The sequence below is a fragment of the Bacillus sp. CD3-5 genome (assembly GCF_006349665.1).
In the GTDB taxonomy this organism is placed as follows: domain Bacteria; phylum Bacillota; class Bacilli; order Bacillales; family Bacillaceae_G; genus Bacillus_A; species Bacillus_A paranthracis.
Genome location: NZ_VEPX01000005.1, coordinates 225,222 through 238,174, shown reverse-complemented (window position 1 = coordinate 238,174; position 12,953 = coordinate 225,222). Strand labels below are relative to the sequence as shown.

At 33.4% G+C, this 12,953-nt stretch carries 16 protein-coding genes; 5 read left to right on the top strand and 11 right to left on the bottom strand.

Annotation, left to right across the window (positions count from 1 at the left end; genetic code table 11):
- Nucleotides 1-7 precede the first annotated feature (7 nt).
- The gene (locus tag FH036_RS12715; protein WP_139895818.1) at nt 8-1,114 is read right to left on the bottom strand and encodes a DUF4179 domain-containing protein; all 1,107 of its coding nucleotides are present in this window, start codon (nt 1,112-1,114) and stop codon (nt 8-10) included.
- A complete protein-coding gene (locus tag FH036_RS12710; protein WP_044790526.1) occupies nt 1,111-1,677 on the bottom strand; it encodes a sigma-70 family RNA polymerase sigma factor in 567 nt (188 codons plus the stop codon). The genes FH036_RS12715 and FH036_RS12710 overlap by 4 nt, the downstream gene beginning before the upstream one ends.
- A 264-nt stretch (nt 1,678-1,941) precedes the next feature.
- On the opposite strand from FH036_RS12710, the gene asnB reads away from it, so the two are divergent.
- On the top strand, nt 1,942-3,765 hold the full coding sequence (gene asnB, locus FH036_RS12705; protein ID WP_139895817.1) for an asparagine synthase (glutamine-hydrolyzing): 1,824 nt from the start codon (nt 1,942-1,944) through the stop codon (nt 3,763-3,765).
- Nucleotides 3,766-3,806: 41 nt separating this feature from the next.
- Here asnB and FH036_RS12700 read toward each other — a convergent pair whose 3' ends face one another.
- The gene (locus FH036_RS12700; protein WP_016717104.1) at nt 3,807-4,634 is read right to left on the bottom strand and encodes a PP2C family serine/threonine-protein phosphatase; all 828 of its coding nucleotides are present in this window, start codon (nt 4,632-4,634) and stop codon (nt 3,807-3,809) included.
- A gap of 121 nt (nt 4,635-4,755) precedes the next feature.
- Between FH036_RS12700 and FH036_RS12695 the strand changes: the two genes are divergently transcribed.
- Genes FH036_RS12695 through FH036_RS12685 form a run of 3 tightly spaced genes read left to right on the top strand, consistent with a single transcriptional unit; the run spans nt 4,756 to nt 6,376 of the window.
- On the top strand, nt 4,756-5,166 hold the full coding sequence (locus tag FH036_RS12695) for a MarR family winged helix-turn-helix transcriptional regulator (protein ID WP_000651931.1): 411 nt from the start codon (nt 4,756-4,758) through the stop codon (nt 5,164-5,166).
- Entirely contained in the window at nt 5,150-5,479 is a 330-nt protein-coding gene (locus FH036_RS12690; protein WP_000545635.1) for a DUF3147 family protein, read from the top strand. The genes FH036_RS12695 and FH036_RS12690 overlap by 17 nt, the downstream gene beginning before the upstream one ends.
- Before the next feature lie 36 nt (nt 5,480-5,515).
- Nucleotides 5,516-6,376: an alpha/beta fold hydrolase gene (locus FH036_RS12685; protein ID WP_000531706.1), complete on the top strand. Its 861-nt coding sequence runs from the start codon at nt 5,516-5,518 to the stop codon at nt 6,374-6,376.
- 18 nt (nt 6,377-6,394) lie between these two features.
- On the opposite strand, the gene FH036_RS12680 is transcribed toward FH036_RS12685, so the two are convergent.
- The 7 genes from FH036_RS12680 to ucpA form a co-directional block, all read right to left on the bottom strand.
- On the bottom strand, nt 6,395-6,766 hold the full coding sequence (locus FH036_RS12680) for a hypothetical protein (RefSeq protein ID WP_000461775.1): 372 nt from the start codon (nt 6,764-6,766) through the stop codon (nt 6,395-6,397).
- 87 nt (nt 6,767-6,853) lie between these two features.
- Nucleotides 6,854-7,429: a histidine phosphatase family protein gene (locus tag FH036_RS12675; RefSeq protein WP_138322214.1), complete on the bottom strand. Its 576-nt coding sequence runs from the start codon at nt 7,427-7,429 to the stop codon at nt 6,854-6,856.
- A 158-nt stretch (nt 7,430-7,587) separates the two neighbouring features.
- Nucleotides 7,588-8,229: a DUF3885 domain-containing protein gene (locus tag FH036_RS12670; RefSeq protein WP_139895857.1), complete on the bottom strand. Its 642-nt coding sequence runs from the start codon at nt 8,227-8,229 to the stop codon at nt 7,588-7,590.
- Between the two features lie 50 nt (nt 8,230-8,279).
- The gene (locus FH036_RS12665) at nt 8,280-9,371 is read right to left on the bottom strand and encodes a serine hydrolase (RefSeq protein ID WP_139895816.1); all 1,092 of its coding nucleotides are present in this window, start codon (nt 9,369-9,371) and stop codon (nt 8,280-8,282) included.
- Nucleotides 9,372-9,470: 99 nt separating this feature from the next.
- Nucleotides 9,471-10,106 (bottom strand): cupin domain-containing protein, encoded by a 636-nt coding sequence (locus tag FH036_RS12660; RefSeq protein WP_139895815.1) that lies wholly within the window; start codon nt 10,104-10,106, stop codon nt 9,471-9,473.
- A 161-nt stretch (nt 10,107-10,267) separates the two neighbouring features.
- Nucleotides 10,268-10,429, bottom strand: a complete 162-nt coding sequence (locus tag FH036_RS12655) for a hypothetical protein (protein ID WP_000108701.1) — start codon at nt 10,427-10,429, stop codon at nt 10,268-10,270.
- 208 nt (nt 10,430-10,637) lie between these two features.
- Nucleotides 10,638-11,432, bottom strand: a complete 795-nt coding sequence (ucpA, locus tag FH036_RS12650) for an SDR family oxidoreductase UcpA (protein ID WP_042512953.1) — start codon at nt 11,430-11,432, stop codon at nt 10,638-10,640.
- A 197-nt stretch (nt 11,433-11,629) separates the two neighbouring features.
- Here ucpA and FH036_RS12645 point away from each other — a divergent pair, with 197 nt between their 5' ends.
- On the top strand, nt 11,630-12,052 hold the full coding sequence (locus FH036_RS12645) for a YfmQ family protein (protein ID WP_000214597.1): 423 nt from the start codon (nt 11,630-11,632) through the stop codon (nt 12,050-12,052).
- 49 nt (nt 12,053-12,101) lie between these two features.
- Here the strand turns inward: FH036_RS12645 and FH036_RS12640 are convergent, their stop codons facing one another.
- Complete coding sequence (locus tag FH036_RS12640; RefSeq protein ID WP_139895814.1) at nt 12,102-12,935, bottom strand: hypothetical protein; 834 nt, start codon at nt 12,933-12,935, stop codon at nt 12,102-12,104.
- Nucleotides 12,936-12,953 lie beyond the last annotated feature (18 nt).

Sequence of the window (12,953 nt, the reverse complement as noted above, 5' to 3'; positions counted from 1 at the left end):
CTCCCTTTTATTTCTTTAAATCAATTACGATATCATCTAATACAATATCTTTCTTTTTCGCTTCTTTATTCGGCACTTCAATTTTCTTCTCTTTTCCATTCACATACTCTACTCCACCATGATTTTCAGATGTATGCACTCGCAAGTGTACACGAGGTGTAACGATAAGCTTTGTTGCATTTTCATTTAACTTTTGGAATGTGGAACTCCAACTACTTTTGTGCGGTTCTGCTACTGTACTACTTCCGCCATTTCCTTCACCTGCATATTTATTTCCTAGATCATCTTTTATTTCTAATTCCACATCAGCGCTATCCCATATACTTCTTAATACTTTAGATTCTTCCTGATTGAAAAAAACGATAAATGACATCGGAGTTACTTCCATTTTGTCTATATTTACTTTTATTAATTCATTTTCAGAAACCCCATTAACCTTTACTTCTTTACTATCCATTGCTTTTAAACTAAGTGCGAAATTCCAGTTTCCCTTTATTACATTACCTTCATAATCCAACTCAATTGCCTCTATATCCCACCAAACATTTGCAACATCTAATCTTTCACTACCATGACCACTCATCGTAGTCATACCTACATATTTCCCCTCTCCAACTTTTGTAACGTTTGAACTACCTCCTCCGCCATTAAAGCCCATAACTTGCGGACTTCCAAATGGGAACGGCTTCTCTCCTAAATCTTTTTCGCTTTCAATAGAATATGTGATTGTAATTGTTCTACCATCAAACACAGCATCATTAATGGTAACCTTAACCCCATTACTCTCTCTCTTCATATTCAATTCAGTCGAAAACTCTTTATAATTTTCATATAACCCTGTTCTACCATTATCTAAAAATCGGAATATATCACCTACAATTGGCAATCCTCCTGCATATGTAGGAAATCCGATACCAAGCGTTGCAACTGATAATCCTACTAAAATAGATGCAGCAGCAACGCCTTTTTTCCAACTTTTCATCTTTTTCTTCGTACGTATCGATTGTTTTACATTGCGCTTCACTTTTTCTTTTTCAATTTCAGAAGCCTCAATTTCCTCAAGTTCTTTCTCATCTATATCAATATCATTTAATAGTTCATAAATGTCTTTCATATTGCACTACCTCCAAAACTAATATTCGTAGCATTTTGTTGTAGTTTCTTTTTCCCGCGGTACACTCGATTATCGATCGCTGCCCGGGTTAACCCTAACTTGTCACCTATTTCCTCTGTCTTCATACCGAGTAAATATTTCATAATGAATACTTTTTGATCTAGCGGTTCTAATTGATTAATAAGCTTCAATAATTCTTCTCTATCTTCCATAACAATTAATTCATCTTCCGCTGACTTTTCCGTACTAATATGAAACTCATCCGAAATAATTTCTACTTTTTTAGTTGCCTTCCGGTAATAATCAATTGCTTTAAACTTCGCAATCGCTGCAATCCATTTTTTAAAATCACTCGGCTCTCCATGAAACTTATTTGCATTATTCCAAATGGAAAGAAATATATCGTTTATACATTCCTCTATGAGTCCATCATTTTGAACTGGAAAAAGAACTTTATGCGTGATTCCCTTTATGAGTGGTAAATATGTATCGACAACAAATTCTAGCGCATCTTCTTTTTGCCGCTGTAATCTTTTTATAAAATTTTTCTCATTTGATTTCATGTAGCGATTCCCCTTATTTTTTTGTAAAAGCTTTTACACCCTATATAACGTCTAGAAAAAATTTTCCTCTCATCTTTTTATTATTTTTTGTATGTAATGGAATACTTTCCCTTAGCCATTGTCTCACATAACTATGCATCCAAAGAAAATTTTCTCAAGTCTGCAATTTGATTCATGTAGTACACTATTTATATAGTCACTCTTTAACTTAGTGTACATTTTATTTCGTTAATCTACTTTTAAAAATTAGGAGATGAGATGTGTATGTGCGGAATTACAGGTTGGGTAAATTGGAATAAAGATCTTTCCAATGAACATGTTATTTTAGAAAAGATGGCAAATAGCATTCAGCATCGTGGTCCTGATGCTGAAGGATTTTGGTTTTCACCTCGCGCGGCCTTTGCACACCGGCGTTTAATTGTAATTGATCCAGAAGGCGGGACGCAGCCGAAGACATTTCGTGCTGGTGATTATACGTATGCTCTTACTTATAATGGAGAAATTTATAATTTTCGTGAGCTGAGGGAACAACTTCAAAGATGCGGTCATTCATTTGAAACGCATTCAGATACAGAAGTGTTACTACATTCGTATTTAGAATGGAAAGAAGACTGCGTACAACATTTAAACGGCATTTTCGCTTTCGCCTTATGGGATGATCAGAAGCAACAACTGTTTTTAGCACGTGATCATTTAGGCGTAAAACCACTCTTTTATACGGAAAGAAATGACAGCATTATTTTCGGATCTGAAATAAAAGCATTATTAGCACATCCATCTGTCCCTGCTGAAATTGATGCGGATGGAATAAATGAAATATTTGGATTAGGCTTATTTCGAACTCCAGGATGTGGCGTCTTTAAACATATTGAAGAAGTGCGTGCTGGACATTCTATAACATTTACACGTGATAAAAAAGTAGTTACGAAGTATTGGAATTTAGAAAGTAAAGCTCATACAGACTCTACTGAAGATACAGCATCACATATTTTATCTATTTTACAAGATACAGTAAAAAGACAATTAATTGCCGATGTTCCTCTCGTCTGTATGTTATCAGGAGGATTAGATTCTAGCGGGATTACTGCACTAGCGGGGAAAGAATTTGCTGCTGAAAATAAAACACTTCATACGTATTCCATTGACTTTGTAAATAGCGCAAAAGATTTCGAACTGACATTTGCTCGCACTGGTTTAGACGCTCCTTGGGTAAAACGCGTTTCTGAACATGTAGGGACATCTCATCATGATATTATTGTGAATGCTGAAGAATTAGCAAATCACTTATTCGTTCCCCTCCGTGCAAAAGATTTACCGAGTGCTGGTGAAATGGAAACTTCACTATATTTACTATTTTGCGAAATGAAAAAAGATGCGACCGTAGCTTTATCCGGCGAATCTGCTGATGAAGTATTCGGTGGATACCCTTGGTTTCATCAAGAAGAATTACTATATGTAGATAAGTTTCCTTGGCTAACAAATTGGAAAAATACATCTCCTCTTCTACTACATGAAGTAAGTAACCAATGTAATCTAGAAAACTATATTGATACACGATTCCAAGAAGCGATACTTGAAGTACCTACTCTTGAAGGCGAAAGTAAAAAATCCGCGAAACAACGTCAAATGTTTTATTTATTTTTAACGAGATTTCTTCCGTTCTTACTTGACCGTAAAGACCGTATGAGTATGGCTGTAGGATTTGAGGTTCGTGTACCGTTTTGCGATTATCGATTAGTTGAATATTTATGGAACGTTCCTTTCAACATAAAAAGCATTGATAATATTGAAAAAGGCATTTTACGTAGAGCATTAAAGCCTGCTTTACCTGACGATGTACGGAATAGAAGAAAAAGTGCGTATCCAACTTCACAAGACCCACATTATTTACAAACAATCCGTCATTTATCACTCGACATGTGTAGTAATAAAAACAATCCTATTTTCTCACTTATTAATCATTCCACATTACTTGCTATTGCCAATCAAAGTAATAAAGAAATTAACAATTTCGAAGCAAGAAGTGCTATGGAGTATATGCTACAAGTAAATGAATGGTTAAAAACGTATCACATCCATATTGCTTAAAAAAAGGAGTTCAAGGATAAAAATCTTGAACTCCTTTTATATTAATTAGCACATCGTTTATTTTCAGTGTCAATGGACCATCCAATAATTGTGGCACAATCTCTACCTTTCCACTGCAGTACATTTGTTAATACTGGCTCAATCTGTAAGCAACTTCCGTCGTGTAATATTTCTATTAAAGATTGGTCATCATCAAACCTTCGTTTATCACACTCTAAAATACCGTCCGTTGCCATTACGATGTGATTCATTCCTTTTTCTAATCCTCTTACACCTGACGTAAAGCAAGGTGTATTTGCTGCAAAAATATTTTTCCTACCAATATATTCGTAATTCTTCCGTTTATTTAATCGCCCTTTACCATTCTTCGTTTTCTCAGAATGGAATAAATATGCGAAGCAATCACCAACTGATAACCAATATAAAAATTCGCCTTTTCTCAAACAAATTAAACATGCAAGTTCTTCATCATCTTGATCACATTTTTCAATAAACAACTCATCTGTAAATAACGCTAATAAGTACATATGTGTATGATGAAAAGCTAAATGTATCGGGTAGGAAAATAACTCTTTTAGTTTCTCTTTTCTTTCTGAAATGGCTTCTATTATATAATCAATATTTTTTGTTTTGTGGTGTGTATCAAAAATCATAACAAATTCAAATTGTAATTCCGGATCCCACCAAGCAAGCACCGCATCTCCTCGTTCATATGCATCACTCTCTTGATTTCCCCCATATACGCCGACTGAAAGAGGACCACATTTTTCAACATGTATTTCATCTACATACATCTGTTCATGACTCATCCATTTGAATGTATTCACAGCTATCATCCTCTCTCTTGCTGAATGTATACCTTTACACATAGATTACCTTATATTTCAATAAAAATAAACTTTTTCAACATTTTTTATCCAAATAAAAGGATTTTACTTCTTTAATAGCGAATATATCTTATTATACGATATAAAAACAGGAGGATTTATTATGAAAGACATCAATCAACATTGGGAGAGTATTTATTATCACTTACGATACGAATATGAAGACAACCTTTCCCATCAAGCTATTCGTATTTTACAAATCGTTTCTCGTGAGAAAGATATAACAATTGGAAAAGTCGCTACTGAGCTTACTCTCTCTCATAACACAGCTTCTGAACACGTAAAGCGCCTTATTCAAAAAGGGTATATCATGAAAGAAAGAAACAAACAAGATGAAAGAGTTGTGAACCTTACTTTAACGAAAGAAGGCATTGAAGTATTAGAAAAGCATACTTTACTAGATAAAGAAAAGATAAAAATATTAGAATCGCAGTTATCGAAAGAAGAACAACAATTAATTGAAAAAGCTTTTTCATTATTAGCGAAGGAGGCAAAGTATGCATTTCCTCGTTAAAGTAATCGTTTCGGCACTTATTATCGGTGTTATTACTGAAGTAGCTAAACATTATAGTACGATTGGCGGGTTTATTGCTGCCCTTCCTCTCGTAAGTTTACTGAGCCTATTTTGGATTTCTTTCGAAGGCGGGAACAAACAAGAATTAAGTCAATTTGCTATAGGTGTATTATATGGATTTCCTGCATCCGCACTACTATTATTTATCGTCTATATTGGGTTAAGAAACTCATTTTCACTTAGTACATCTGTCCTGTTCGGTATAGGGGTTTGGTGTATTGTTTTTGCTTGTCAAAAATTACTTCAATCTTAGTTAGGAGGGTTTACTATTTATAAATTTGTAGAGGTATTGGGGCAAACTATAGAAGTATATATGAAAGGAAGTAGTAAACAAACTGTAGTCATTCAAACCGGAATGACTTGCTCATTTTATGATTGGCTTCCTATTATAGAAAAGCTTTCACAGCACTTTACAGTCGTTTCCTACCATCGCCCAGGTTACGGAAAAAGTGAGCTAGGGAATCATTCACGTACTACATTACAAACAACAAAAGAACTTCATATGTTACTACAAAAACTAGATATTCACGAACCAATCATTCTAATCGGTCATTCCTATGGAGGTTTATGTGCACAACATTTTGCGATGTTATATGAAAATAAGCTACAATCACTTATTTTAGTTGATTCTACTTCTATGAACTTACACAGATTAGATGAACTTCATTTACCAATTTCTGATCAGACTGATTCGGATGATATGTGGCTTCAAAAATATAATACCTACTCCAAAATGGATGTAGAGATGCTTTCTAATGAACTAAAGACTATGCTAGCCGATCAATCAAGACAGCAAATTGAATTTTCTACCTCTCCTACATTATATAAAGCGACAGCTTCTGAACTATCGGAGTGGAAAAATTGTGCTCGCTCAATAAAAGAACTCTATAAAACAATAGAAGTACCTTTAATCGTTATCGGTAGAGACCCTCAATATTCTATTACTCAGTTGACTGAGGACGGCATGCAAAAAGAGGAAGCGACACAACTTGAAGCAATGTGGCAAGAACTGATTCATGAACAATTACAAATCTCAATAAACAGCCAATATATACTTGCCGAACATGCTGGTCATGGTATAGAAAATGATCGACCAGATATTATTATTGAAGCTGTTCAATCTGTACGAATAAAAAAAGGAAGCAACTAAAGCTGCTTCCTTACTTATCTATTCATAATCTTCTTCATCATCGATTTCTTCGTAATACGCATTCCCATTACTTACATATATAGGACCATTCGCAACGTCAATACGTAATACCCATGCCCATGGCACAGCTAAACGCTTATGTATTGCTCGCCAAAAGCTCATTGATTTTCTTTCGTACTCCTGGAACTCCTGAAGTAACTCTTTGTAGGAGGAACCGTCTAACTGAATATTTGCTTCTAACAAACGAGAATGGGCATAGTACTGCAGCTCTAGTTCAGCAGCAATTTCCATTTCTTCTTCCGTTGCCATACCAATAATTGTTCCATCTGGTGGTACAATTTCATATACGTTGTGAACTTCAATAAGCCCTTCTTTCTCTTTCTCAAACATGTAAACAGCCTCCTTTAACATATTTTTTATGTTACAAAGTCATACTTCTACAATAACTTCTCTCTTTCCTCTTTTTTTGATAAACTTTTACAAATTATTTATCTGATAATCTGTAGACTGTATTCTTTCAGCAGAAATGAAACAATTATTATCAAAAGTTAATTTATACACGTCAGGCATATGAAGGGTTTTCCAAAACTGAAGATCATATTTCGAGTCAAAATAATTCATAAGTAATACCATAATATTCCCATGAGTTCCTATTACAATATTCTTATCTTCATATTTTTTTAATATATTTTGAATACATATTACAGCACGCCTTTGCGCTACATCATTCGATTCTCCGCCTTCGTATGCAAAACTCCAATCTTCCCACACATTCTCGATAGCATCATTAAAATCTGCTACCGGCTCTGAACTTAATAACCTTTCTCGTAAATCTTCTTCTATTTGTATCGATACATCATATGTATTCGCAATTCCTTGTACAGTTTGAATTGCTCTTTTGTACGGGCTAGAAATCACAACATCAATATGTTTATCTTTTAATAAGCGTGTTACATTCTCTGCATCTAAGTGCCCTTTTTCAGATAAAGGTCGCTCCCGTTCTTCTTTTGTATAGGTAGAATGGGCATGGCGAACGAAATATATTGTTGTCATTTATTCATCTCCTTTTTCCGTTTCTACCCAAATTCAATACATTATCATCAAATCCCTTTACTTTTACAATAAGTGCCGCCAAATTTAAATGTTGATTTTCATATTAATAAAAAGGAAACACCCCATATGGTATTTCCCTCATTTAAAATAGACTACATTCAATTAAATACTTTATCAATTTTATTTCTGTCGTATTCTAATATCCAATCATTATATGTATGATACATATTCCTAATTGTATTAGGAGAGGTAGCTAATACATCACAACCTCTATCATCATAAATGTGAAATATAGTATTCTTGTTAATATTTATGAAATACACCCTATGAAAAATACGCGGTTTTATCCCCATATCTTGATTACAAATTGCTTTTATCATAGGAATGTATTTCAAGTTTGAAACTTTACATTTCAAAGTATATCTATGTGTTTTATATACCCCGTCTTCATCGTCTTCTGGAAAAACATAAGGGATTGTATTTTTGTGTAACTTAAACAAATCAGACTTCTCTTTTACATACTTAGAAAAGATATTCAATTTGTGTTTAAAAGTTTCACCGTCTGCATAGTCATCTACATCCACTACAATATACACATCATCTGTTTTGGAATGTAAAGACTGAAATAAAGTAATGGCTCTATTATAAACGTCTTCTAAATATGGGCAGTTTTCATAAATATTAGTGCAATCATAGTTCACACCTAATTTAAAGCGAATACCAATATCCCCATTATAAAATAGAGGTGGTCTAAGTTCTAAATTTGGAAACGTTTCAAGCATATACTCCTTCAACCTCATCTTAACACCTACCTTTAATAGCATCTTGTTTACACAATAAAATTATTCTATTATAATTTATTTCTAAACTCCTCACTTGTTATAATATCTCGAATAAAATAGTCTACATTATTTCTCAACTTTTGATATGCAATTTGATTTTCTATACCGTTAAACATAATGACAGCTTCTACTTTATTCCCTTTCTTATCTGTAGTATACAAGCTTTTTGTCAATACGAATGCGGTAGAACCACCTTTTTGACCAGCATATTCGAACTTATTATTTTTAACTGTTCCTTTGAAAATGTTCTCGATTTCTTCTTGCATTGATTTTGGAAAATACTTTCTACTATTTATCTTTTCCATTATACTCATATAATCTTTAGCATTTGCACCCACTAATCGATCTGACCAAATTCGCTGAAATTCCATATCTACCTTTAATGGGATATCCCGCTTTTTCCATTCTTCTTCGTCTTTCATCCATTCATGTATTTGTAACACATGTTGATTATACTCATCCTGTGACATGTTACGTATCTTTTCTAACGATTGATTTTCTGGCTCATGAAGCTCTTTTTCTACATACCCTCTCATATATAATGAAGCAGTATATGAAGAGAACTTGTCATGACTGGTAAGCTCTAACTCTTTTATACTTTCATTTACTCTTTCTATTCCAAGCTTATCTAACAAATATGTTGTATTTGTATTAGAACTATAATGAATCATGCCTTTAGCTACTTCTTCTAAAGTAATCTGTCCATTTTTCACGAATTCTCTCTCTCTAGCATCTTCTAACCAGTCAGGATGCGCTCCACCATCAGTATCTTTAACGTAATATTTATCTAACTCGTACAATGAAATTTGTTCATCTCGACTTATTTTCCCTTCTGATACTTGCTTAGCAAATTCAACTGCTATTACGATTTTTGCCATACTTGCTAATGGTAATTTTACATTTTCATTTATAGATGTTACTACTTCCCCATTTTTCCTAATTAATAATGAACATGTTCTATCACCTTTATGCTCTTTTATGTACTGTAATACGTAATTAGGGTCTTCTTTTGACAAATAGTACTTCATAATAAAAAAGAAAGCTATAACGGCTACTATAATGACTCCTGCAACAATTCCTATAATTTTTAATATGTTCACAATATACCCCCTCTCATATATTCCCTTCTATATTATAATTATAACGAATCTAATTACAAAATTATACAAAATAGAATAACTCTTCCTAAAAAGAAAGAGTTATTCTATTTCACATGAAGTTATTTGCCCATTTAACGTAACGACTATATTTGAGTCGCCACTTTCTTTAACACCTTTTATTCGATTTAAGTTAGGGGGACCAATTACAACTGACTCCTTAATTGACGAAAGGTCCTTCTCTAATTTTTCTGCACTTACACCATATGCAGCTTGAAATACTTCTGGCGGTGTTAATCTAAGTATGTCTGATCCTTCTGCTGTTTCAAACTGATCGTTATTAAAGAACAAATGTAATTGCACTTCTTCTGTTACCGCTGTGATCCAATGCCACCATCCCATTGGAATAAAGACAGTTTGCCCCGCTTTCATATGATAATTTTGCAATTGATTCGTTTCGGGATTTAAAATGGATGTAATTGCTTCTCCTGATACAACAACATCTAATTCCCACGCATTCGGATGCCAATGCGGTTCTCGCATATGTCCTTTTGTCATAAATAAATCAACAAATGCTCCACCTATCATCGCTGGTAACTGCGTTGACGTAACTTCATATGCAACGTTTTTCTCATCCCTCTTAAAAAAGATATTTTTTCTCGAATCAAAGAAAAGGTTTGGAGTTCCTGAGCTTTTCTTTAAATTTTTATTATCTGGAACATAACCTGAACTACTCATTTTATCCCTCTTTTCCATACGATACATTTCTACCTTCACAATGTATCGTATGGAAAAAATGTATGAATGTACCTAATCATTCACATAACAAAAAAACATGCCTTCATAAGGAGAGCATGTTTTGTGATATTTTTCACATTATTTAGCTAAAAATAAACTTTTTACTTACCATGATGTAACATTAAATCACTAAGTTCTTCTTCAATGTGATTTAATTTCGCAACGCCTTCTTTCCATTTATGAATATAACGTGAAACCCCAACAAAAAACAAAACGATAATTGTGGAAAGAATAATACCATATACGATTGCTACAGTACTCATAGTTACACTTCCTTATAATTAGTAATGTGGTTATTAGTTATATTTTTATTATAAACCTTTTTCTTTTAAAATACTTCGATTTCAACTTTTTGTAACAAAATTGATTTTTCTAATAATAGTACATAACATTATAATACTAGAAGAAATCTCTTTCTGATTCCTTCTAGCGTTATAATTGAAAGAACTAAAACTCTCATTCATAGTCCTTTTACTTTACACCGACTGAAACTGTTTCTGGCAATGTGCTACCACCATCAATGACAATGTGTGTACCTGTTATGTAGCTTGATTCATCGGATGCTAAAAAACCTGCTAACTGACCTACTTCTTCAATTTTCCCTAAACGTCCTAAAGGAACACCTGAAGCAATTCCATCGATTACATTACTCGGCTCATTTGGATCAGATTCATTTGCTATTTGCTCTGCCATTGGTGTCATAATGTAACCTGGACAAATTGCGTTTACAGTAATATGATGTTTTGCAACTTCTCGTGCTAATGCTTTTGTAAATCCCCAAATTGCTGCTTTCGTCGTTGCATATGCAGTTTCACCTTCATCAGCAACCAATGTTCCTGTTACAGAAGACATATTCACAATCTTTCCGTAACTTTTCTCAATCATATATGGCAATACCGCTTTAGAAAAATTCCATACCCCATTAATATTTACTTGAAATTGAAAATCACGCATTTCATCTGACATATCTAAAAAATTTGCAAGTCGAATAACACCAGCGTTATTTACTAACACATCAATCTTTCCATACTTCTCATATGCATCTTTCACTACTTCTTTAACAGCATTCATATCAGCTACATCGACTACATAACTCGCAGCATCTAACCCTTTACTTACGATATTTTTGGCAGTTTCATGAACTGTCTCTGAAATATCAACAAGTAATACTTTCGCCCCTAGCTCTGCAAATACATGTGCAATTCCAGCTCCGTTCCCCATCGCAGCTCCTGTAACAAAAGCGACCTTACCATCTAATTTCCCCATTTTATAACCCCCTTATAAAATATATAACGTCTTTACATTTTTATCATACCAAATATTCCCTCTCATTCTTTACAAAGCTCCATTTGTTAAAAAACGTTCAAAAAAAGAAAATTTTTCACAAATTATACAAAAGTTCACCATATGTACTATTATCATATGAGTTATATTATTTAATAGGAAAAAGGGGATGATATACTATGACGACTTGGTTTATTGTTATGTTAGTTGTATTTGGGGCATTTAAAATTATCGTTTCGAGCCTTCCTAACACTGTTATTGAATCCATTATTAGCAAGTACGAAACACATCCGCAACTGGAAGAAGAGAATGCGACTGTTACAATCAATGGAAATAACTTAGAAGGCGAACAAAAATCCAAAATTATTCATGATTTTAACGAAGGTTTATTTTTAGATCGCTATTACGCACCGCCACATAATGAGGGTACGCCTCTAATTATTAATGCAAAACGCGGCAAAAAAGATTTTACATTTTATATTTATAGCCATGAAGAGCATGTTGATGTTGTAAAGCAATATAAAAAGAAGGTCGTTGCTTATAGTTTACGCTCTAAAAACCTTCAAAATAGTGATATGTTCGTGTCAGCTGATTTAGCTTAATACTCATATATAAAAAGGAATCCATGGCATATGGATTCCTTTTTACTATTTACTGAAAAATAAGCTCTGTCTTCAAACTATCTTTTGGTAACAGCCATCCTTTTTGTTCTAAACTCTTCATTAATAATCCTCTTTTTTCTTTTGCTATACTTTCCTCATTTGTTTTAAACGACACTTCTATTACGAAATCATCTTCTATTTTCCCTGTATTACTTAGTGGCCAAACTTCAATATTCGTTTTACTATTTTCAAACTCCCCTGTATACCTTTTCATTAATACCGGACCGTAAATACGGGAATCCCTTAACATCTCTTCTCCCCAATTCGTATACAACCATTTGTTCATTTTCCCCGGTAACTTTTCTACTAACATGTTTTGAGCAGCTTTTTCGTTTGGTAAATCAAGTACTCCATATCCTTTCGCACTGTAACTTTTCTTATTTGAAATACTTAACGTTTTCTTTTCAAATCCCCAATCTATTTCCGCATCATAGTTATCGGTTTTACTATCAAATCCATCATTTTTAGCTACTTCTAGTGCATCTTGAATTACACCGTTTGGAATAGGATATCTTTTTTTATATGTTAGCTCAAAATCTTTACTAAATTCTTTCTTTCGAATTCTAGCAAACCAACCTTCCTTACTTAAATTTTTATTTACCGTATCTAAAAATTGCACTTGTATTCTTTCATAATTTGTACCAGCCTGGAAATATTCTAGTACCTCTTGATTTATCTCTTTGTTATAACCTAATACTTGTTCTGGCTTTAATAATAACTTCACTTCAAAACTAGGTGTCATTGGAATGGCAGCAAACCCTTCCTTAACGTTATAAAGGAAACAACAAAAGAAAATACTTACGAATACAAATACGCTTTTCATATACCTATCTCCTTTACA

What these genes read in the sequence shown, in the direction of transcription:
- FH036_RS12715 (WP_139895818.1), bottom strand. Translation starts at nt 1,114, where the DNA reads ATGAAAGACATTTATGAACTATTAAATGATATTGATATAGATGAGAAA.
- FH036_RS12710 (WP_044790526.1), bottom strand. Translation starts at nt 1,677, where the DNA reads ATGAAATCAAATGAGAAAAATTTTATAAAAAGATTACAGCGGCAAAAA.
- asnB (WP_139895817.1), top strand. Translation starts at nt 1,942, where the DNA reads ATGTGCGGAATTACAGGTTGGGTAAATTGGAATAAAGATCTTTCCAAT.
- FH036_RS12700 (WP_016717104.1), bottom strand. Translation starts at nt 4,634, where the DNA reads ATGTGTAAAGGTATACATTCAGCAAGAGAGAGGATGATAGCTGTGAAT.
- FH036_RS12695 (WP_000651931.1), top strand. Translation starts at nt 4,756, where the DNA reads ATGAAAGACATCAATCAACATTGGGAGAGTATTTATTATCACTTACGA.
- FH036_RS12690 (WP_000545635.1), top strand. Translation starts at nt 5,150, where the DNA reads ATGCATTTCCTCGTTAAAGTAATCGTTTCGGCACTTATTATCGGTGTT.
- FH036_RS12680 (WP_000461775.1), bottom strand. Translation starts at nt 6,766, where the DNA reads ATGTTTGAGAAAGAGAAAGAAGGGCTTATTGAAGTTCACAACGTATAT.
- FH036_RS12675 (WP_138322214.1), bottom strand. Translation starts at nt 7,429, where the DNA reads ATGACAACAATATATTTCGTTCGCCATGCCCATTCTACCTATACAAAA.
- FH036_RS12670 (WP_139895857.1), bottom strand. Translation starts at nt 8,229, where the DNA reads ATGAGGTTGAAGGAGTATATGCTTGAAACGTTTCCAAATTTAGAACTT.
- FH036_RS12660 (WP_139895815.1), bottom strand. Translation starts at nt 10,106, where the DNA reads ATGAGTAGTTCAGGTTATGTTCCAGATAATAAAAATTTAAAGAAAAGC.
- FH036_RS12655 (WP_000108701.1), bottom strand. Translation starts at nt 10,429, where the DNA reads ATGAGTACTGTAGCAATCGTATATGGTATTATTCTTTCCACAATTATC.
- ucpA (WP_042512953.1), bottom strand. Translation starts at nt 11,432, where the DNA reads ATGGGGAAATTAGATGGTAAGGTCGCTTTTGTTACAGGAGCTGCGATG.
- FH036_RS12645 (WP_000214597.1), top strand. Translation starts at nt 11,630, where the DNA reads ATGACGACTTGGTTTATTGTTATGTTAGTTGTATTTGGGGCATTTAAA.
- FH036_RS12640 (WP_139895814.1), bottom strand. Translation starts at nt 12,935, where the DNA reads ATGAAAAGCGTATTTGTATTCGTAAGTATTTTCTTTTGTTGTTTCCTT.